Raw genomic sequence first — 18,577 nt, forward strand, 5'->3', positions numbered from 1 at the left:
ACGACCGAGATTGCCGGTTGTTTGCTGCAAAGAACAGCCTCAGGCCTGAATCGCGGGCACAAAAAAACCGTCCGGAGACGGTTTTTTTCGTCAGAAGCGCGGCTTATTTCAGGCCGGACATCTTCTGGATCGCGCCCTTGAGCTCTTCATCGGAGCAGTCGGCGCAGGTGCCTTTCGGCGGCATGGCATTGATGCCCGTGATGGCCTTGGCCAGGATGCCGTCGAGGCCGCCCTGGTGATCGGCGCGCTCTTTCCAGGCTGCCGCATCACCGATTTTCGGTGCGCCCAGCAGGCCGGAGCCGTGGCAAGCGTTGCAATGTTTGGCAATCACTTCGTCCGGCGTCTTGGCGCCGCCACCGCCGCCTGCCGAAGCAGCGACTTCCATCCCCTTGCACTCTTGCCCTTGAACACACACCTGGCCGACCGGCTCGAGGCGTTTGGCAATGTCGTCATTCGTCGCAGCTTGAGCGCTGACAGCCCAGAGGGCCAGTACGGTTGCTGGTGCAGCCAGCATTTTCATAATTAGGTTCACGCGTTCACCCTCAATGGTGGCTATTCACGCCTGCGGCCACGGTTCGCAGGCGGGCGCAAGTATAGCGGTTAGCCCGCTTCACTGAAACAACCCCAAAGTCGAAGGGGTTATATCGCGCTGTGGAAAAACGTTTCGGGTGCCTTCGCCGGTATGGCCTGGCGCCTCTTTGTTTAAAAATTCGCCGGCGTGGCTGCGCTGATTAGTCGCGCCGGTGCATCGAACGGATTACGGAAACGATGCGGCTTGGTACTTTCAAAGTAGTAGCTGTCGCCGGCTTCGAGGATAAAAGTTTCAAGACCCACCACCAGCTCCAGGCGCCCTTCCACCAGAATCCCGGTTTCCTCGCCTTCGTGGGTGAGCATTTCTTCGCCGGTGTCGGCGCCCGGCGGGTAGATTTCATTGAGGAACGCGATGGCCCGACTCGGGTGCGCGCGGCCGACCAGTTTCATGGTCACGGCGCCGTCGGAAATGTCGATCAGCTCGTTGGCCTTGTAGACGATCTGGGTCGGTTTTTCCTGCAAAATCTCTTCGGAAAAGAACTCGACCATGGACATGGGAATCCCGCCAAGAACTTTCCTCAGCGAACTGATCGAAGGGCTGACGCTGTTCTTTTCGATCATCGAAATGGTGCTGTTGGTGACGCCCGCGCGCTTGGCGAGTTCACGCTGGGAAAGCCCTTTGAGCTTGCGGATCGATTGCAGTCGTTCACCGACGTCCAAGGCTGGAGCCTCCTGATGTTGTAGAAATATTGAGCGTTATCATGGCGACAGCGTTCAGTATTTACAACACTTGGGCCCCGCTAGCGCTTCAACCCTCGGAATAGAGCCTTGGCACCCGGCGCAGGTTGCAGAAGATCTGGTACGGAATGGTGTCCGCCCACTTCGCCACGTCGCTGGCGAGGATGTTCTTGCCCCACAACTCGACAGTCGATCCGAGGCCGGCTTGCGGCACGTCGGTCAGGTCGATGCACAGCATGTCCATCGACACCCGGCCAAGAATGCGGCTGCGCTGACCGGCCACCAGTACCGGAGTGCCGGTCGGCGCCTGACGCGGATAACCGTCGGCGTAACCCATGGCGACCACGCCGATGCGCATCGGTTTGTCGGTGATGAATTTCGCACCGTAACCCACCGGTTCGCCGGCCGGCAGCTCGCGCACGCTGATGACTTTCGATTCCAGGGTCATCACCGGTTGCAGGCGCTCGGCCACGGCGTTGGCTTCTTCGAACGGAGTGGCGCCGTAGAGCATGATGCCCGGACGCACCCAGTCGCTGTGAATCTGAGGCCAGCCCAGCACCGCCGGCGAATTGCGCAGGCTGACTTCAGCGGCCAGGCCCTGACGCGCGGCTTCGAACACGGCAACCTGCTCGGCGCTGCTCTGCTCGTGCAGCTCATCGGCCCGGGCGAAGTGGCTCATCAGCACGACTTTCGCTACGTTGCCGCTGGCCAGCAGACGCTGATAAGCCGCCGGGTAATCCTTCGGATGCAGGCCCACACGGTGCATGCCCGAATCGAGCTTCAGCCATACGGTGATCGGTTTGCTCAACGCCGCCTGCTCGATCGCTTCGAGCTGCCACAGCGAATGCACCACGCACCAGAAATCGTGCTCGACGATCAGCGCCAGCTCATCGGCCTCGAAAAAGCCTTCGAGCAACAGCACCGGCGCGCGAATCCCGGCGGCACGCAGCTCCAGGGCCTCTTCGATACACGCCACCGCGAAGCCGTCCGCTTCAGCCTCCAGCGCCTGGGCGCAACGCACTGCGCCATGGCCGTAGGCATCGGCCTTGATCACCGCCAGTGCCTTGGCACCGGTGACTTCACGGGCGATACGGTAATTGTGACGCAGGGCTTGAAGGTCGATCAGGGCACGGGCAGGACGCATGGCAGCAGACTTCTTGGCGGTCATGGGAATAAAAACCGGCGCTGGCTGACGGCGTGAACCGCCAACAGCACCGGGAGAGGGATCTTTAGAACGGGTTACGGCAACGCGGCGACGATGGAGATTTCGACCAGGATGCTCGGCTTGGCCATCTTCGCTTCAACCGTGGCACGGGCCGGGGCGGCGCCTTTGGGCAGCCACTGATCCCACACCGAATTCATGCCGGCAAAGTGCGCCTCGATATCGTTCAGGTAGATCGTCGCCGACAGCAGATGCTGTTTGTCGGTGCCGGCCAGATCGAGCAGGCGCTCGATATTGGCGAGTACGTCGCGGGTCTGCTGTTCGACACCGGCGTTGAAGTCATCGCCGACCTGCCCGGACAGATACACCGTACCGTTGTGGCTGACGATCTGACTCATGCGCTCATTGGTGAGCTGGCGCTGGATTGCCATGCTTTGCGGACTCCTGGGTGGTGTTGCCATAACGGGAAATATCGAGGCCTTCGGCGCTGATCTGTGGCTTTTTCTTCGCCATCAAATCAGCCAGCAAGCGACCGGAGCCGCACGCCATGGTCCAGCCGAGGGTGCCGTGACCGGTGTTCAGGAAGAGGTTCTTGAACGGGGTGGCGCCGACGATCGGCGTGCCATCCGGGGTGGTTGGACGCAGGCCGGTCCAGAAACTCGCTTCGGCCAGATTGCCGCCCTGAGGATAAAGGTCGTTGACGATCATCTCCAGGGTTTCGCGCCGACGCGGGTTCAGCGACAGGTCAAAACCGGCGATCTCCGCCATGCCGCCGACGCGGATGCGGTTATCGAAACGGGTGATCGCGACTTTGTAAGTCTCGTCGAGAATGGTCGAAGTCGGGGCCATCGCCGGGTTGGTGATCGGCACGGTCAGCGAGTAGCCCTTCAACGGATACACCGGGGCCTTGATGCCCAGCGGCTTGAGCAGTTGCGGCGAGTAGCTGCCGAGGGCCAGCACGTAGCGGTCAGCGGTTTCCAGCTTGCCGTCGATCCACACGCCGTTGATGCGGTCACCGGCGAAGTCGAGCCGCTGGATGTCCTGGCCGAAGCGGAACTCCACACCGAGCTTGGTGGCCATTTCGGCGAGGCGGGTGGTGAAGATCTGGCAGTCGCCGGTCTGGTCGTTCGGCAGGCGCAGGGCACCGGCGAGGATGTCGGTGACACCGGCCAGAGCCGGTTCGACGCGGGCAATGCCGGCACGATCGAGCACTTCGAACGGCACGCCGGACTCTTTCAATACAGCGATGTCCTTGGCGGCGTTATCCAGTTGCGCCTGGGTGCGGAACAACTGGGTCGTACCGAGGCTGCGGCCTTCGTAGGCGATGCCGGTTTCGGCGCGCAATTCGTCGAGGCAGTCGCGGCTGTACTCGGACAGACGCACCATGCGCTCCTTGTTCACCGCGTAACGGTTGGCAGTGCAGTTGCGCAGCATCTGCGCCATCCACAGGTACTGGTCGATGTCGGCGGTGGCCTTGATCGCCAGCGGTGCGTGGCGTTGCAGCAGCCACTTGATGGCTTTGAGGGGTACGCCCGGCGCGGCCCACGGCGAGGCGTAGCCCGGCGAGACCTGGCCGGCGTTGGCAAAACTGGTCTCCATGGCCGCGGCGGGCTGCCGGTCGACCACCACCACTTCAAACCCGGCACGGGCCAGATAGTAAGCACTGGCGGTACCGATGACGCCGCTACCCAAGACCATAACGCGCATTTTGTATCCCTCATCGCGGCGTGCCGCGTACGTCTGTTGTTAGAGCAATGATGCGCGCAGTGTAAAAAAGATTTGCCAGTGCTTTTCACTGTATAAGCGCCTATATTTGGCGACAATTCTCGGCAAAAACCCTTTTCACGGAGGCGCATCCCCTATGCGTACCAACACTCAGACCAAACGTGAGCTGGACAAGATCGACCGCAACATCTTGCGGATCCTGCAGGCGGACGGGCGGATTTCATTCACCGAGCTGGGCGAGAAGGTCGGGCTCTCCACCACGCCTTGCACGGAGCGGGTGCGGCGCCTGGAGCGCGAGGGGATCATCATGGGCTACAACGCCCGCCTGAATCCGCAGCACTTGAAGGGTAGTCTCCTGGTGTTCGTCGAGATCAGCCTCGACTACAAATCCGGCGATACTTTCGAAGAGTTCCGACGTGCGGTGCTGAAATTGCCCCACGTGCTGGAATGCCATCTGGTGTCAGGGGATTTCGACTATCTGGTGAAGGCGCGGATTTCCGAGATGGCCTCGTACCGCAAGCTGCTGGGCGACATCCTGCTCAAGCTGCCGCACGTGCGTGAATCCAAGAGCTACATCGTGATGGAAGAAGTGAAAGAGAGCCTGAGCCTGCCGATTCCGGACTGAACGCTCAGACCAGCACCTGCCGGTTTTCGGCCATGTACTCGAACACCTGCTTCTCGACCCGTGGGTGAATCAGCTCCACCGGCCGCCGGCCGTTGGGGCACGGCAAGGTCTGGGTGGTGCCGAACAACCGGCAGATCAGCGGCCGTTCGTCATACACCGTGCAGCCATTCGGTCCCAAGTGCACACAGTTGAGCTCTTCCATCGCTGCGTCCTGCTCGGCGCGGGTCTTGCGCGGCAGGCGGGACATTTCCTCGGGCGAGGTGGTCACCGGCCCGCAGCAGTCATGGCAGCCCGGCACGCACTCGAACGTGGGAATCTGCTGACGCAGGGTGCGGATTTTCTGACTGTTGCAGCTCATTGCAGCGGTAACCGGAGCGGAATAGGCGGCAATTGTGCCGCAAAAGCCGTGATCCAGACACCACGGGCCGACCAATGTTGCCCGGCCTCGGGCCTGCGGCTTATGCTCCGTCAAATTTTCTCGACACCCGCTCAGGATGACGCCCATGAATGCCCGCGCCCAAGCCACCGCGAGCCAACCCCACGTTGCCTCTTATTACGCCGCCAGCAGCCTGCCGCAACCCGACCATCCGGTGCTGCAAGGTGAACTGATTGCGGACGTGTGCGTGGTCGGCGGCGGTTTCTCCGGGCTGAGCACCGCTTTGGAACTGGCTGAACGGGGTTTGAGCGTGGTGCTTCTGGAGGCGCACCGGATCGGCTGGGGCGCCAGCGGTCGCAACGGCGGGCAGCTGATTCGCGGGGTCGGTCACGGCCTCGATCAGTTCGCCAACGTGATCGGCGCCGACGGCGTGCGTCAGATGAAACTCATGGGCCTGGAAGCGGTGGAAATCGTCCGCCAGCGCGTCGAAAAATTTCAGATTCCCTGCGACCTGACCTGGGGTTACTGCGACCTCGCCAACAAACCTTCCGATCTGGAAGGCTTTGCCGAAGACGCCGAAGAGCTGCGCAGCCTCGGTTACCGCTACGAAACCCGCCTTCTGCAAGCGAACGAAATGCACACAGTGGTTGGCTCTAACCGCTACGTTGGCGGCTTGATCGATATGGGATCTGGTCATTTGCACCCGCTGAACCTGGCACTCGGCGAAGCCGCAGCGGCGCAGCAACTGGGTGTGAAGCTGTTCGAGCAATCGGCGGTCACTCGCATCGACTACGGCCCGGAAGTCCGGGTGTATACAGCGCAAGGTTCGGTGCGGGCGAAGACCCTGGTGCTGGGCTGCAATGCCTATCTCAACAATCTGAATCCGCAACTCAGCGGCAAGGTACTGCCGGCCGGCAGCTACATCATCGCCACCGAACCCCTGAGCGAAGAACAGGCCCACGCCCTGCTGCCACAGAACATGGCGGTCTGCGACCAGCGTGTAGCGCTTGATTACTACCGGCTCTCGGCGGATCGTCGTCTGTTGTTCGGCGGCGCCTGCCATTACTCGGGGCGTGATCCGAAAGACATCGGCGCCTACATGCGGCCCAAGATGCTGGAGGTGTTCCCGCAGCTCGCCTCGGCGAAGATCGATTATCAGTGGGGCGGGATGATCGGCATCGGTGCCAACCGTCTGCCGCAGATTGGCCGGCTCGCCGACCAGCCGAACGTGTATTACGCCCAGGCCTATTCCGGCCATGGCGTGAATGCCACGCACCTGGCGGGCAAGCTGCTGGCCGAGGCTATCAGCGGCCAGCACAGCGGTGGCTTCGACCTGTTCGCCAAAGTGCCACACATCACCTTCCCCGGCGGCAAGCATCTGCGCTCGCCGCTGCTGGCGTTGGGGATGCTGTGGCACCGGCTTAAAGAGTTGGTCTGAGATCGTTCCCACGCAGAGCGTGGGAACGATCCCTCTAAATCCGCCAGAACGGCTTCAACCCTTCCTCCAGCGCCTGCTCGCGGGTCAGCCCGATGTCCTTGAGCTGTTCCGGCGTCAGGCGCAGCAACGCCTTGCGCGTGTGCAGACGATGCCAGAACAGGTCCCAGCGACTCAGGCCGGACGGTGCGTTGCACATGCTCTCGTTGCGCGCTTTGTCCTGTTGCCCTGCCTCCAGTTCCTGACTGTGTAACGTCAGCCGCACATCGCTCAAACCGTTCATTTTCATTGCTCCTGTTTACTTGGGTAGCCAGAGATTCCATGATGCGCGGGCGAGCAAAAGCATTACAGATTCAACACATCTGTATTATTTCCATACAGATTTGCTGTCTCTGAGACTGAATTGTCGATTTACGCCGCATCTGTACTGGTTTAACGAATCATCTGCATCGAGGCAGTGCCATGACGCTCTATGTGAATCTCGCCGAATTGCTCGGCACCCGCATCGAACAAGGCTTCTACCGTCCTGGTGATCGCCTGCCCTCGGTGCGCGCCTTGAGCGTAGAACACGGAGTCAGCCTGAGCACGGTGCAGCAGGCCTATCGGATGCTGGAAGACAGCGGCCTGGCCACGCCGAAACCCAAATCCGGGTACTTCGTGCCGGTCGGGCGTGAGTTGCCCGAACTGCCGGCAGTCGGGCGCCCCGCGCAACGGCCGGTGGAAATTTCCCAGTGGGATCAGGTGCTGGAACTGATTCGCGCCGTGCCGCGCAAGGACGTGGTGCAACTCGGTCGCGGCATGCCGGACATCTCGTCGCCGACGATGAAGCCGCTGCTGCGCGGGCTGGCCCGTATCAGCCGCCGTCAGGACATGCCCGGTCTGTATTACGACAACATCCACGGCACCCTCGAACTGCGCGAACAGATCGCCCGGCTGATGCTCGATTCCGGCTGCCAGTTGAGCGCCAGCGATCTGGTAGTCACCACCGGTTGCCATGAAGCGCTGTCTACCAGCATCCACGCAATCTGCGAGCCCGGTGACATCGTCGCGGTGGATTCGCCGAGCTTCCACGGCGCCATGCAGACCCTCAAAGGGCTGGGCATGAAAGCCCTGGAAATCCCCACCGACCCGCTCACCGGCATCAGCCTCGAAGCGCTGGAACTGGCGCTGGAGCAATGGCCGATCAAGGTCATCCAGCTCACGCCCAACTGCAACAACCCGCTCGGCTACATCATGCCGGAGTCGCGCAAACGTGCCCTGCTCAACCTGGCCCAGCGCTTCGACGTGGCGATCATCGAGGACGATGTGTATGGCGAACTGGCCTACACCTACCCGCGTCCGCGCACGATCAAATCCTTCGACGAAGATGGCCGAGTCTTACTCTGCAGTTCATTTTCCAAGACGCTCGCGCCGGGATTGCGCATCGGCTGGGTCGCGCCCGGTCGCTATCTCGAACGCGTGCTGCACATGAAATACATCAGCACTGGCTCCACTGCGCCCCAGCCGCAGATTGCTATCGCCGAATTCTTAAAAGCCGGGCACTTCGAACCGCATTTGCGGCGGATGCGCACGCAATACCAGCGCAATCGCGACGTGATGATCGACTGGGTGACGCGTTACTTCCCGGCCGGTACCCGCGCGAGCCGTCCGCAAGGCAGCTTCATGCTCTGGGTCGAACTGCCGGAAGGTTTCGATACGCTGAAACTGAATCGTGCGCTGCACGATCAGGGCGTACAGATTGCCGTCGGCAGCATCTTTTCCGCCTCGGGCAAGTACCGCAATTGCCTGCGCATGAACTACGCTGCCAAACCGACAGCTTTGATCGAAGAGGCAGTGCGCAAGGTCGGTGCGGCAGCGATCAGACTGCTGGCCGAAGCCGACTGACTTTTCACGAGCAAACAGCGTCCATATGCCCAACCCTGCCGCCAACCGGAACGATCCCACGTGAGCTTCAGACAGCCCCTACCCGCTCTGCTGGTACTCTCCACGTTCCTTGGCGGTTGTGCGTCTATCGACGTACCGCGCGAACCGAGCCAGGCGTTGCCGGCGGCCGACTCCGCGTTCGGCCGTTCGATCCAGGCCCAGGCGGCGCCCTACAAGGGCCAGTCCGGCTTTCGCCTGCTGTCCAACAGCACCGAAGCCTTCACCGCTCGCGCCGAGCTGATCCGCAACGCACAACGCAGCCTCGACTTGCAGTACTACATCGTCCATGACGGCATCAGTACGCGAATGCTGGTGGAGGAAGTGTTGAAGGCCGCCGATCGTGGCGTGCGGGTGCGGATCCTGCTGGACGACACCACCAGCGACGGCCTCGACCTGATCATCGCCACACTGGCGGCACATCCGCAGATCCAGATTCGCCTGTTCAATCCGCTGCACCTGGGGCGCAGCACCGGCGTGACCCGGGCGGCCGGGCGGCTGTTCAACCTGTCGCTGCAACACCGGCGGATGCACAACAAGTTGTGGCTGGCGGACAATAGCGCGGCCATCGTTGGCGGGCGCAATCTGGGCGACGAATATTTCGACGCCGAGCCCAACCTGAATTTCACCGATATCGACATGCTCAGTGTCGGGCCGGTCGCCGAACAGCTCGGGCACAGTTTCGACCAGTACTGGAACAGTGCCCTGAGCAAGCCGATCGACGAATTCCTCTCCAGCAAACCCTCGGCCAAAGACCTGCAGAACACCCGCACACGCCTGGAAGAATCCCTCGAAGAAACCCGCAAACAGAATCACGCGCTGTATCAGCAGTTGATGACCTACCGCACCGACCCGCGCATGGATATCTGGCGCAAAGAGCTGATCTGGGCCTGGAACCAGGCGCTGTGGGATGCGCCGAGCAAGGTACTGGCCAAGGGCGAACCCGAACCGCAATTGCTGCTGACGACCCAACTGGCACCGGAGCTCACGGGTGTCAGCAAAGAACTGGTGATGATTTCTGCCTACTTCGTGCCGGGGCAGCCGGGGCTGGTCTATCTGACCGGCCGCGCTGATGCCGGCGTGTCGGTGAGCCTGCTGACCAACTCACTGGAAGCCACCGACGTGCCGGCGGTGCACGGTGGTTATGCGCCGTACCGCAAGGCGCTGCTGGAACATGGCGTGAAGCTGTTTGAGCTGCGGCGCCAGCCTGGGGATAACTACGGCAGCGGCCCGCACCTGTTTTACAGCAAGTCCTATCGTGGCTCGGATTCGAGCCTGCACAGCAAGGCGATGATCTTCGACGGCAAAAAATCGTTCATCGGCTCGTTCAATTTCGACCCGCGCTCGGTGCTGTGGAACACCGAAGTCGGGGTGTTGGTGGACAGTCCCGAACTGGCAGCCCACGTACGCGAACTGGCCTTGCAAGGCATGGCGCCAGCGCTCAGCTACGAAGCGAAACTGCAGGACGGAAAAGTGGTGTGGGTCACCGAGGACAACGGTCAGATGCACACGCTGACCAAGGAGCCGGGGAGTTGGTGGCGGCGCTTCAATGCGTGGTTCAGCACCACCGTGGGACTGGAGCGGATGCTGTAACAGCCCGCTCCAGCCGGCATATCAGGCGGGCTCCGGCACCTTGCCGAACGCCCCTTGCCGCGACAGCAGAATCACCAGCCCGAACGCCCCGGCCGCCATCAGCCACGGCAATGCGTGCCCGCTGATCCACTGACTGCCAGCCCCCGCCATCAACGGCCCGATCAGACAACCGACACCCCACAGCTGAGCAACATGCGCATTTGCCCGCACCAGCGCATCGTCGCGGTAGCGCTCGCCGATCAAAATCAGCGAAAGAGTAAACAAGCCACCGGCACTGGCGCCGAACAGCACCCACAGCGGCCAGATCAGCAAAGTGTCGAGCAGCATCGGGATCGCCAGACTCGACAGCATCAGCACCACAGCGCAGCCGGTGAACAGGGTCCGCCGTGACAGATAATCGGCCAGCGCACCGATGGGCAATTGCAGCAGCGCATCGCCCACCACCACGGTGCTGACCATCGCCAGCGCGATTTCGGCGGTGAAGCCCTGTTGCAGGCAATACACCGGCAACAGGGTCAGGATCATCGCCTCGAACGCGGCGAACAGCGACACCGCCCAGGCGATGGCCGGCAGTTCGCGAGCGAAACCCCACAAATCACCGAAAGTCACGCTGCTGGCCTCGCTGCTGGGCGCGCCGCTGCGACCCAGCAGCAGAAACGGCGAAGCGATCAGCAGACCGACACCCACCCAGAAACCGTAATCGTGATCGGTGCCCAGTGCGCCCAACAGCAACGGACCAGACAGTTGGCTCAACGCATAACTGCTGCCATACAGCGCCACCAATCGACCGCGCCAGTGCTCGACCACCAGTTGATTGATCCAGCTCTCGCCGAGGATGAACACGATGGTCAGGATCACCCCGATCATCAGCCGCAGCACCAGCCAGATCGGGTAGCTCGGCAGCAGCGCCAGCAGACCGATGGACAGTGCCCCGGCCCACAGGCACAGGCGCATCAGGTTCGCCGTGCCGAAACGCGCCGCCAGATGACTGGAAATCTTCGCCCCCAGCAACACGCCAATGGCCGGCATTGCCGCCATCACGCCGATGGCGAACGAGCCGTAGCCCCAGCCCTCCAGGCGCAACGACACCAGCGGCATGCTGACACCGAGGGCCAGGCCAACACTCAAGACAGACGCCAACACGGCGAAATACGTCGCCCAACGCATGGTCCACGCTCCTGTGGATAATTTTTATGTGCACCACAAAACACTGTGGGAGCGAGCTTGCTCGCGATAACGGTTTCACATTCAGCAAATGTGCTGACTGATACACCGCTTTCGCGAGCAAGCTCGCTCCCACAGGGATCTTTGTATCGTTCGGGAGCCCACCTCGGCAGGCTCCCTCAGCGATTTACAGCTTGATCCAGGTCGCCTTCAGCTCGGTGTATTTGTCGAAGGCGTGCAGCGACTTGTCGCGACCGTTGCCCGACTGCTTGAAGCCGCCGAACGGTGCGGTCATGTCGCCGCCGTCGTACTGGTTGACCCACACACTGCCGGCACGCAGGGCCTTGGCGGTGAGGTGCGCCTTGGAAATGTCCTGAGTCCAGACCGCTGCCGCCAGGCCGTAAGGCGTGTCGTTGGCGATGTTGATCGCTTCCTCGGCGGTATCGAACGCAATGACCGACAGCACCGGGCCGAAGATCTCTTCCTGGGCAATCTTCATCGCGTTGCTCACGCCGTCGAAAATCGTCGGCTCGACGTAGGTGCCACCGGTTTCCTGAAGAATGCGCTTGCCGCCGGCCACCAGTTTGGCGCCGTCGGTGTGTCCCGACTCGATGTAGGAAAGCACGGTGTTCATCTGTTGGGTATCGACCAGCGCGCCAACGTTGGTGGCCGGATCCAGCGGGTTGCCAGGCTTCCAGGTTTTCAGCGCCTCGATCACCATCGGCAGGAACTTGTCCTTGATCGAACGCTCGACCAGCAGACGCGAACCGGCGGTGCAGACTTCGCCCTGGTTGAAGGCGATGGCGCTGGCGGCGGATTCGGCGGCGGCTCGCAGATCCGGAGCATCGGCAAACACGATGTTCGGGCTCTTGCCGCCGGCTTCCAGCCAGACGCGCTTCATGTTCGATTCGCCGGAATAGATCATCAGTTGCTTGGCGATCTTGGTCGAACCGGTGAACACCAGAGTGTCGACATCATTGTGCAGAGCGAGCGCCTTGCCGACAGTGTGGCCGTAACCTGGCAGTACGTTCAGCACGCCTTTCGGAATGCCGGCTTCAACGGCTAGTTCGGCAATGCGGATGGCGGTCAGCGGGGATTTTTCCGACGGCTTGAGGATCACCGAGTTGCCGGTCGACAGGGCCGGGCCGAGTTTCCAGCAGGCCATCATCAGCGGGAAGTTCCACGGCACGATAGCGCCAACTACGCCCACTGGCTCACGGGTCACCAGACCCAGTTGATCGTGCGGCGTAGCGGCGACTTCGTCGTAGATCTTGTCGATCGCCTCACCGCTCCAGCTCAGGGCTTGCGCAGCGCCCGGCACGTCGATGTACAGCGAATCGCTGATCGGCTTGCCCATGTCGAGGGTTTCGAGCAGGGCCAGTTCTTCGGCGTGCTGCTTGAGCAGGCCGGCGAAACGGATCATGGTGGCTTTGCGTTTGGTCGGCGCCAGGCGCGACCAGACGCCGGAATTGAACGTGGCGCGGGCGTTTTCCACGGCGCGCTGGGCGTCGGCGGCGTCACAGCTGGCAATCTTGCCCAGCAGACGGCCATCGACCGGACTGATGCACTCGAAGGTCTCGCCGGAGACGGCATCGGTGTACTCGCCATTAAGGTAGGCGCGGCCTTCGATCTTCAGGTCGCGGGCGCGTTGTTCCCAGTCGGCACGAGTCAGGGTGGTCATTCGAGTGTCCTCCTCTTGTTCAATACGAGCGCCGCGATCGTCGCGGTCGTCCTCAGGAATACTGCCCGGCCAGCCTGCTTTTCGGCCCAAGGCATCCGCCACCCTAAACCAGCGACCGGGGTTGTTTCAATATATTTGACATAAGCTCGCCATACAGCCTTGCGGCGTTCAATTTAATCAACATAGACTTTGGCCCTTTCACGCCATCGCGCCGTCATCACGGGAGAAAACAACAATGAACATCCAGAACGTCGTCGACATCAGCCTCACCACAACCGAAGCCGAACGCTATCGCCCGGACCCGGCCAAAGTGCTCAAGGGTGATCCCGAGCAAGCGGTGTTCAATCAGTACGACAGCCCTTGCGGGCAAATGGGTGTCGGCGTGTGGGAAGGTGCGGTAGGTCAGTGGACGGTGAATTACACCGAGCACGAATACTGCGAAATCCTGCAGGGCGTATCGGTGCTGCGTGACAGTGAAGGCAATGCCAAGACCCTGCGTGTCGGCGACCGCTTTGTGATTCCGGCCGGCTTTCGTGGCACCTGGGAAGTGCTGGAGGCTTGCCGCAAGATCTACGTGATCTTCGAAGAAAAATAACTATGTAACGCACGACCGAATGCTGACGGGTTGAAAATCGGGTCGTCCATAAGGACATTCCCGTCACGTATAAGGAAATGCGGCATGACCAAAATAGAAGCTTTCAACAAGATTCACCACTTGATCGGCACCCCGTATGTAGAGACCGTAAAGGCCTATATCAACGAACTGACCGGTTTCACCGCCAACGGGCCAATTCAAGGGCCAGATAACCTCCGGGCCAGGTATAGGACCGTAGACATCTTCATCTGCAACGAGGGCAAGATCCTGTCGTTTCAGATCCACGAATAATTGGCGCCACTGAAAGGCTTACCTTTCGAAGGCCTGCATCGCGAGATGCAGGCCTTTTTTGTCGCGATCCCACCGGCCACCACAATTGCCGGACAACAAAAAAGGCCCGTATCGTGAGATACGGGCCTTTTTCGTAAGTCGGGAAAAATCAATTACTTGATTTTGCCTTCCTTGTAGATCACGTGCTTGCGAACAACCGGATCATATTTCTTGATCTCGATTTTGTCCGGGGTAGTACGCTTGTTCTTGTCGGTAGTGTAGAAGTGACCAGTACCGGCGCTCGAGATCAAACGAATCAATTCACGCATGATTAGCTCCCTTAAACCTTGCCGTCGCGACGCAGCTCGGCCAGCACAACGCTGATGCCACGCTTGTCGATGATACGCATGCCTTTGGCGGAAACGCGCAGGCGTACGAAACGTTTCTCTTCTTCAACCCAGAAGCGGTGATGCTGCAGGTTCGGCAGGAAACGACGACGGGTTTTGTTGTTTGCGTGGGAAATGTTGTTCCCAGTCACCGGACCCTTACCGGTAACTTGACATACTCTAGACATGCCTCAGCCCTCTAAAACCACATGCCCAACCCGGCATGGGTTGGCCGCTTAATCTCTAGTCATTGTGGCGCCAGGCGCCGCGATTCTTTAGAGGTCTTACCGGCTACACCTACAAGCGAAGGAACCGGGCCCCTAGAAAAGAGCGCTGCTTTATACCAGAAAGACCACGGAGCAACAACTTTCCGTGTGGAAAGAATGGCTAAAAAGCCGCTTTTTCCGGCTGAAAGCGCTTTGGGCAAAGGCTGCCGGCAATTTTTACCATTCGTCGAAGAAAACCGATCATACCCGCGATCGGGACTTTTCCCATCGCCTCTTCCGACAAATCCTCAGCCGCGCAGCCCCGAAAATGCAAAAAGGGGATAGTCATTTGCAATCGCGACCACTAGGGTAGACCTTTTCCAGACTGCACTTGCAGATGGGCCTTCGATCTGTAAAGGAAGCCGACCATGCGCCTCGCTGCCCTCCCCCTGCTCTTCGCCCCGCTGTTACTGAGTCCACTGGCCCAGGCCGCCGCCCTGAGCGTCTGCACCGAGGCCAGCCCCGAAGGGTTCGACGTGGTGCAGTACAACTCGCTGACCACCACCAACGCTTCGGCCGACGTGCTGATGAACCGCCTGGTGGACTTCGACACCGCCAGCGGTAAAGTCGTCCCAAGCCTGGCCGACAGCTGGGAAGTCAGCACTGACGGCCTTACCTACGTGTTCAAGCTGCACCCGCAGGTGAAGTTCCACAGCACCGACTACTTCAAGCCGACCCGCGAACTGACTGCCGAAGACGTCAAATTCAGCTTCGACCGCATGCTCGACCCGGCCAACCCGTGGCACAAAGTCGCCCAGAGCGGCTTCCCACACGCCCAGTCGATGCAGCTGCCGAGCCTGATCAAGAAGATCGACGCGCTGGATCCGCTGACCGTTCGTTTCACCCTCGACCACCCGGACTCGACGTTCCTCGCGACCCTGAGCATGGGTTTCGCCTCCATTTATTCTGCTGAATACGCCGACAAGCTGCTGAAGGCCGATGCCACCGACAAGCTCAACAGCCAGCCGGTCGGCACCGGTCCGTTCGTGTTCACCCGGTTCCAGAAAGACGCCTCGATCCGCTACAAGGCCAACCCGGACTACTTCCGTGGCAAGCCTGCGGTGGACCCACTGATTTTCGCCATCACTCCGGACGCCAACGTGCGCCTGCAAAAGCTGCGGCGCAACGAGTGCCAGATTGCCCTGTCGCCAAAACCGCTGGACGTACAGGCCGCGAAGCAGGAGCCGACGCTGAAAGTCGAAAAAACTGACGCGTTCATGACCGCATTCGTTGGCATCAACAGCCAGCATCCGCCGCTGGACAAACCGGAAGTGCGCCAGGCGATCAACCTCGCGTTCGACAAGGCCAACTACCTCAAGGCTGTATTCGAAGACACCGCCGAAGCCGCCAACGGTCCATATCCGCCGAACACCTGGAGCTACGCGAAGAACCTGCCGGGTTACGCCCACGACGTGAACAAGGCCAAGGCCCTGCTGGCCAAGGCCGGATTGAAGGACGGTTTCCAGACCACCATCTGGACCCGCCCGTCCGGCAGCCTGCTGAACCCGAATCCGAGCCTCGGCGCACAACTGCTGCAATCGGATCTGGCGGAAATCGGCATTCAGGCAGAAATCCGCGTGATCGAATGGGGCGAGCTGATTCGTCGCGCCAAGGCTGGCGAACATGACCTGCTGTTCATGGGCTGGGCTGGCGACAACGGCGACCCGGACAACTTCCTGACCCCGCAGTTTTCCTGCGCGGCGGTCAAGTCCGGCACCAACTTCGCCCGCTACTGCAATGCCGATCTGGACAAACTGATCAGCGCCGGCAAGACCACCAGCGAGCAAGGCGTACGCACCAAGCTCTACGAACAGGCACAGGCGCAGATCCAGCAGCAGGCGTTGTGGCTGCCGCTGGCGCATCCTACGGCGTATGCGCTGACGCGTAAGGACGTTCAGGGTTACTCGGTCTCCCCGTTCGGTCGGCAAGACTATTCCAAAGTCACCCTCAAATAACCCGCCACAACACAAAACCTGTTGGAGCTGGCTTGCCAGCGATAGCGGACTGACAGCCAACATTGTGCTGAATGTGCCGCCGTCATCGCTGGCAAGCCAGCTCCCACAGGGTTTTGCATTCTCCCCTCGGATCTACATCCAGCCACACTCCGCCATCGACAACGGCTCGCCATCGCCAACGATGAAGTGATCGAGCACCCGCACATCGATCAACTCCAAAGCCTTCTGCAAGCGTTTGGTCAATAATCGATCAGCCTGACTCGGATCGCTGTTCCCCGACGGATGGTTGTGGCACAGGATCACCGCCGCCGCGTTGTTGGCCAGGGAACGCTTCACCACTTCTCGGGGATGCACGGCGGTATTGTCGATCGAACCGCGAAACAGCGTCTCGAAGGTCAGCACCTGATGTTTGGAGTCGAGAAACAGGCAACCGAACACCTCGTGCGGCTCGTGGCGCAGCATGGCTTTGAGGTAATCACGTACCACCTGTGGATTCTCCAACGCCGTTTTCTGGCGCATGCGCTCGGCCAGATGTCGCCGCCCCATCTCCAACACAGCTTGCAGTTGGGCAAACTTCGCCGGCCCCAGGCCCAATTGCTCGCTGAACGCCCCGAGATCAGCCTCCAGCAATGCACGCAGACTGCCGAACTGACTCAACAAGTGTCGCGCCAGATCCACCGCGCTTTTACCGGATACGCCAGTCCGTAGAAAAATCGCCAGCAATTCGGCATCGGAAAGACTTCCCGAGCCCTGTTCCAACAGCTTCTCCCGCGGCCTTTCCGCCGCCGGCCAATCGCGAATACTCATACACCTTCCTTGTCTGTGGGCGCCGCTGTTCCGTAGCGGTCGCTGTGATATCGTAGCCCATCTTTTTTGCGGGCGAATTCACTCTGGGGAGGGGGTTTCGCCACGTATGTCACCAACGAAATGAAAGGCAGACCTATGCAGCGGCTGTATCGGAAACGCATCGTTCTGGGCGTCGGCGGCGGCATTGCTGCCTACAAGAGCGCCGACCTTGTGCGCCGCCTGATCGACCAGGGCGCCGAAGTTCGCGTGGTCATGACCCGCGGCGGCAGCGAATTCATCACCCCGCTGACCATGCAGGCCCTGTCCGGCCACCCGGTTCACCTGGACTTGCTCGACCCGGCTGCTGAAGCCGCAATGGGCCACATCGAACTGGCCAAATGGGCCGATTTGGTGCTGATCGCCCCGGCGACCGCCGACTTGTTGGCCCGTCTGGCCCAAGGCATTGCCAACGACCTGCTGACCACGCTGGTGCTGGCCACCGATGCCATCGTCGCGGTCGCTCCGGCCATGAACCAGGCCATGTGGCGCGACCCGGCGACTCAGGCCAACCTGCAACTCCTTGAAAGTCGCGGCCTGAAGACCTTCGGCCCGGCCTCCGGCAGCCAGGCCTGCGGCGACGTCGGCATGGGCCGCATGATGGAAGCCACCGACCTGGCCCAGCTCGCGGCGGACTGCTTCCAGCGTCAGGCGTTGACCGGCAAACACGTAGTGATCACCGCCGGCCCGACCCAGGAAAACATCGACCCGGTGCGCTACATCACCAACCACAGCTCCGGCAAAATGGGTTTCGCCCTGGCGGAAGCGGCGGTGGAAGCCGGCGCCCGCGTCACGCTGATCAGCGGCCCGGTGCATTTGCCGACGCCGGATCGCGTCACCCGGATCGACGTGGTCAGCGCCCGCGACATGCTCGCCGCGTGTGAAGCCGCGATCCCTTGCGACATCTTTATCGCCTCGGCGGCGGTTGCGGACTACCGTCCGGAAGTCGTCGCCCCGCAAAAATTGAAGAAAGACCCTACGAGCGGCGACGGCTTCGTCCTGCAAATGGTGCGCAATCCGGACATCCTGGCCACCATCGCGACCCGTCCCGACCGTCCGTTCAGTGTCGGCTTCGCCGCCGAGACCGAACACCTGCTCGACTACGCTGCGCGCAAGCTGAAGGACAAGAATCTCGATCTGATCGTCGCCAACGACGTCGCCAACCCGAGCATCGGTTTCAACAGCGAAGAAAACGCCTGCAGCGTCATCGACCGTGCGCTGCACGCCACGGTTTTCGCCCAGACCAGCAAGAGCAAGATCGCTCGCCAACTGGTCACTTTTATCGCCGAACGTCTGAACCAGGTTTAATTTA

The 18,577-nt window shown here is 61.0% G+C and carries 20 protein-coding genes; 8 read left to right on the forward strand and 12 right to left on the reverse strand.

Annotated elements, in window-relative coordinates; translation table 11 throughout:
* Positions 1 to 103 precede the first annotated feature (103 nt).
* The 5 genes from AC07XZ_RS02045 to dadA all read right to left on the reverse strand — a co-directional run bounded on the left by AC07XZ_RS02045 (position 104) and on the right by dadA (position 4,138).
* Complete coding sequence (locus tag AC07XZ_RS02045) at positions 104 to 520, reverse strand: c-type cytochrome (RefSeq protein WP_102685864.1); 417 nt, start codon at positions 518 to 520, stop codon at positions 104 to 106.
* Positions 521 to 702: 182 nt separating this feature from the next.
* On the reverse strand, positions 703 to 1,251 hold the full coding sequence (locus AC07XZ_RS02050; protein ID WP_003229444.1) for a cupin domain-containing protein: 549 nt from the start codon (positions 1,249 to 1,251) through the stop codon (positions 703 to 705).
* 88 nt (positions 1,252 to 1,339) lie between these two features.
* Positions 1,340 to 2,413, reverse strand: coding sequence for an alanine racemase (alr, locus tag AC07XZ_RS02055; RefSeq protein WP_102685865.1), 1,074 nt, complete (start codon positions 2,411 to 2,413; stop codon positions 1,340 to 1,342).
* 95 nt (positions 2,414 to 2,508) lie between these two features.
* Entirely contained in the window at positions 2,509 to 2,862 is a 354-nt protein-coding gene (locus AC07XZ_RS02060) for a RidA family protein (RefSeq protein WP_039765240.1), read from the reverse strand.
* Entirely contained in the window at positions 2,834 to 4,138 is a 1,305-nt protein-coding gene (dadA, locus tag AC07XZ_RS02065) for a D-amino acid dehydrogenase (protein WP_007954487.1), read from the reverse strand. The genes AC07XZ_RS02060 and dadA overlap by 29 nt, the downstream gene beginning before the upstream one ends.
* Before the next feature lie 154 nt (positions 4,139 to 4,292).
* On the opposite strand from dadA, the gene AC07XZ_RS02070 reads away from it, so the two are divergent.
* Positions 4,293 to 4,781: an Lrp/AsnC ligand binding domain-containing protein gene (locus tag AC07XZ_RS02070; RefSeq protein WP_003177284.1), complete on the forward strand. Its 489-nt coding sequence runs from the start codon at positions 4,293 to 4,295 to the stop codon at positions 4,779 to 4,781.
* Positions 4,782 to 4,785: 4 nt separating this feature from the next.
* Here AC07XZ_RS02070 and AC07XZ_RS02075 read toward each other — a convergent pair whose 3' ends face one another.
* Positions 4,786 to 5,139 carry a YkgJ family cysteine cluster protein gene (locus tag AC07XZ_RS02075; protein WP_007954485.1) on the reverse strand — a complete coding sequence of 118 codons (354 nt, stop codon included), beginning with the start codon at positions 5,137 to 5,139 and terminating at the stop codon, positions 4,786 to 4,788.
* A 145-nt stretch (positions 5,140 to 5,284) separates the two neighbouring features.
* On the opposite strand from AC07XZ_RS02075, the gene AC07XZ_RS02080 reads away from it, so the two are divergent.
* Positions 5,285 to 6,595, forward strand: a complete 1,311-nt coding sequence (locus AC07XZ_RS02080; protein WP_102685866.1) for an NAD(P)/FAD-dependent oxidoreductase — start codon at positions 5,285 to 5,287, stop codon at positions 6,593 to 6,595.
* A gap of 34 nt (positions 6,596 to 6,629) precedes the next feature.
* Here the strand turns inward: AC07XZ_RS02080 and AC07XZ_RS02085 are convergent, their stop codons facing one another.
* A complete protein-coding gene (locus tag AC07XZ_RS02085; protein ID WP_102685867.1) occupies positions 6,630 to 6,875 on the reverse strand; it encodes a DUF1127 domain-containing protein in 246 nt (81 codons plus the stop codon).
* A gap of 179 nt (positions 6,876 to 7,054) precedes the next feature.
* Here AC07XZ_RS02085 and AC07XZ_RS02090 point away from each other — a divergent pair, with 179 nt between their 5' ends.
* Both AC07XZ_RS02090 and AC07XZ_RS02095 read left to right on the forward strand, forming a co-directional pair.
* A complete protein-coding gene (locus AC07XZ_RS02090; RefSeq protein ID WP_102685868.1) occupies positions 7,055 to 8,476 on the forward strand; it encodes an aminotransferase-like domain-containing protein in 1,422 nt (473 codons plus the stop codon).
* A gap of 60 nt (positions 8,477 to 8,536) precedes the next feature.
* Entirely contained in the window at positions 8,537 to 10,105 is a 1,569-nt protein-coding gene (locus AC07XZ_RS02095; protein WP_102685869.1) for a phospholipase D family protein, read from the forward strand.
* Between the two features lie 21 nt (positions 10,106 to 10,126).
* Here AC07XZ_RS02095 and AC07XZ_RS02100 read toward each other — a convergent pair whose 3' ends face one another.
* Both AC07XZ_RS02100 and AC07XZ_RS02105 read right to left on the reverse strand, forming a co-directional pair.
* On the reverse strand, positions 10,127 to 11,272 hold the full coding sequence (locus tag AC07XZ_RS02100; RefSeq protein WP_007954456.1) for an MFS transporter: 1,146 nt from the start codon (positions 11,270 to 11,272) through the stop codon (positions 10,127 to 10,129).
* Between the two features lie 184 nt (positions 11,273 to 11,456).
* Positions 11,457 to 12,950: an aldehyde dehydrogenase gene (locus AC07XZ_RS02105; RefSeq protein ID WP_102685870.1), complete on the reverse strand. Its 1,494-nt coding sequence runs from the start codon at positions 12,948 to 12,950 to the stop codon at positions 11,457 to 11,459.
* Between the two features lie 235 nt (positions 12,951 to 13,185).
* Here AC07XZ_RS02105 and AC07XZ_RS02110 point away from each other — a divergent pair, with 235 nt between their 5' ends.
* Positions 13,186 to 13,545 carry a cupin domain-containing protein gene (locus AC07XZ_RS02110; protein WP_085746800.1) on the forward strand — a complete coding sequence of 120 codons (360 nt, stop codon included), beginning with the start codon at positions 13,186 to 13,188 and terminating at the stop codon, positions 13,543 to 13,545.
* 84 nt (positions 13,546 to 13,629) lie between these two features.
* Positions 13,630 to 13,836, forward strand: coding sequence for a hypothetical protein (locus AC07XZ_RS02115; RefSeq protein ID WP_085746801.1), 207 nt, complete (start codon positions 13,630 to 13,632; stop codon positions 13,834 to 13,836).
* Between the two features lie 152 nt (positions 13,837 to 13,988).
* On the opposite strand, the gene rpmG is transcribed toward AC07XZ_RS02115, so the two are convergent.
* Both rpmG and rpmB read right to left on the reverse strand, forming a co-directional pair.
* Positions 13,989 to 14,144, reverse strand: a complete 156-nt coding sequence (rpmG, locus tag AC07XZ_RS02120) for a 50S ribosomal protein L33 (RefSeq protein WP_003177274.1) — start codon at positions 14,142 to 14,144, stop codon at positions 13,989 to 13,991.
* 11 nt (positions 14,145 to 14,155) lie between these two features.
* The gene (rpmB, locus tag AC07XZ_RS02125) at positions 14,156 to 14,389 is read right to left on the reverse strand and encodes a 50S ribosomal protein L28 (protein ID WP_003177273.1); all 234 of its coding nucleotides are present in this window, start codon (positions 14,387 to 14,389) and stop codon (positions 14,156 to 14,158) included.
* A 446-nt stretch (positions 14,390 to 14,835) separates the two neighbouring features.
* Here rpmB and AC07XZ_RS02130 point away from each other — a divergent pair, with 446 nt between their 5' ends.
* A complete protein-coding gene (locus AC07XZ_RS02130; protein WP_102685871.1) occupies positions 14,836 to 16,422 on the forward strand; it encodes an ABC transporter substrate-binding protein in 1,587 nt (528 codons plus the stop codon).
* A 132-nt stretch (positions 16,423 to 16,554) separates the two neighbouring features.
* Here the strand turns inward: AC07XZ_RS02130 and radC are convergent, their stop codons facing one another.
* Entirely contained in the window at positions 16,555 to 17,229 is a 675-nt protein-coding gene (radC, locus tag AC07XZ_RS02135; RefSeq protein ID WP_085746803.1) for a RadC family protein, read from the reverse strand.
* A 135-nt stretch (positions 17,230 to 17,364) separates the two neighbouring features.
* Between radC and coaBC the strand changes: the two genes are divergently transcribed.
* Positions 17,365 to 18,573 (forward strand): bifunctional phosphopantothenoylcysteine decarboxylase/phosphopantothenate--cysteine ligase CoaBC, encoded by a 1,209-nt coding sequence (gene coaBC, locus AC07XZ_RS02140; protein WP_085606127.1) that lies wholly within the window; start codon positions 17,365 to 17,367, stop codon positions 18,571 to 18,573.
* The last annotated feature ends 4 nt before the right edge of the window (positions 18,574 to 18,577 follow it).

It is taken from the genome of Pseudomonas sp. GW458-11-26-14-LB4 (assembly GCF_059423925.1).

Coding starts and splice junctions, on each gene's coding strand:
- AC07XZ_RS02100 (WP_007954456.1), bottom strand. CDS start 11,272: ATGCGTTGGGCGACGTATTTCGCCGTGTTGGCGTCTGTCTTGAGTGTT.
- AC07XZ_RS02060 (WP_039765240.1), bottom strand. CDS start 2,862: ATGGCAATCCAGCGCCAGCTCACCAATGAGCGCATGAGTCAGATCGTC.
- coaBC (WP_085606127.1), top strand. CDS start 17,365: ATGCAGCGGCTGTATCGGAAACGCATCGTTCTGGGCGTCGGCGGCGGC.
- AC07XZ_RS02080 (WP_102685866.1), top strand. CDS start 5,285: ATGAATGCCCGCGCCCAAGCCACCGCGAGCCAACCCCACGTTGCCTCT.
- AC07XZ_RS02075 (WP_007954485.1), bottom strand. CDS start 5,139: ATGAGCTGCAACAGTCAGAAAATCCGCACCCTGCGTCAGCAGATTCCC.
- dadA (WP_007954487.1), bottom strand. CDS start 4,138: ATGCGCGTTATGGTCTTGGGTAGCGGCGTCATCGGTACCGCCAGTGCT.
- rpmB (WP_003177273.1), bottom strand. CDS start 14,389: ATGTCTAGAGTATGTCAAGTTACCGGTAAGGGTCCGGTGACTGGGAAC.
- AC07XZ_RS02090 (WP_102685868.1), top strand. CDS start 7,055: ATGACGCTCTATGTGAATCTCGCCGAATTGCTCGGCACCCGCATCGAA.
- AC07XZ_RS02045 (WP_102685864.1), bottom strand. CDS start 520: ATGAAAATGCTGGCTGCACCAGCAACCGTACTGGCCCTCTGGGCTGTC.
- rpmG (WP_003177274.1), bottom strand. CDS start 14,144: ATGCGTGAATTGATTCGTTTGATCTCGAGCGCCGGTACTGGTCACTTC.
- AC07XZ_RS02085 (WP_102685867.1), bottom strand. CDS start 6,875: ATGAACGGTTTGAGCGATGTGCGGCTGACGTTACACAGTCAGGAACTG.
- AC07XZ_RS02105 (WP_102685870.1), bottom strand. CDS start 12,950: ATGACCACCCTGACTCGTGCCGACTGGGAACAACGCGCCCGCGACCTG.
- AC07XZ_RS02110 (WP_085746800.1), top strand. CDS start 13,186: ATGAACATCCAGAACGTCGTCGACATCAGCCTCACCACAACCGAAGCC.
- alr (WP_102685865.1), bottom strand. CDS start 2,413: ATGCGTCCTGCCCGTGCCCTGATCGACCTTCAAGCCCTGCGTCACAAT.
- radC (WP_085746803.1), bottom strand. CDS start 17,229: ATGAGTATTCGCGATTGGCCGGCGGCGGAAAGGCCGCGGGAGAAGCTG.
- AC07XZ_RS02115 (WP_085746801.1), top strand. CDS start 13,630: ATGACCAAAATAGAAGCTTTCAACAAGATTCACCACTTGATCGGCACC.
- AC07XZ_RS02070 (WP_003177284.1), top strand. CDS start 4,293: ATGCGTACCAACACTCAGACCAAACGTGAGCTGGACAAGATCGACCGC.
- AC07XZ_RS02130 (WP_102685871.1), top strand. CDS start 14,836: ATGCGCCTCGCTGCCCTCCCCCTGCTCTTCGCCCCGCTGTTACTGAGT.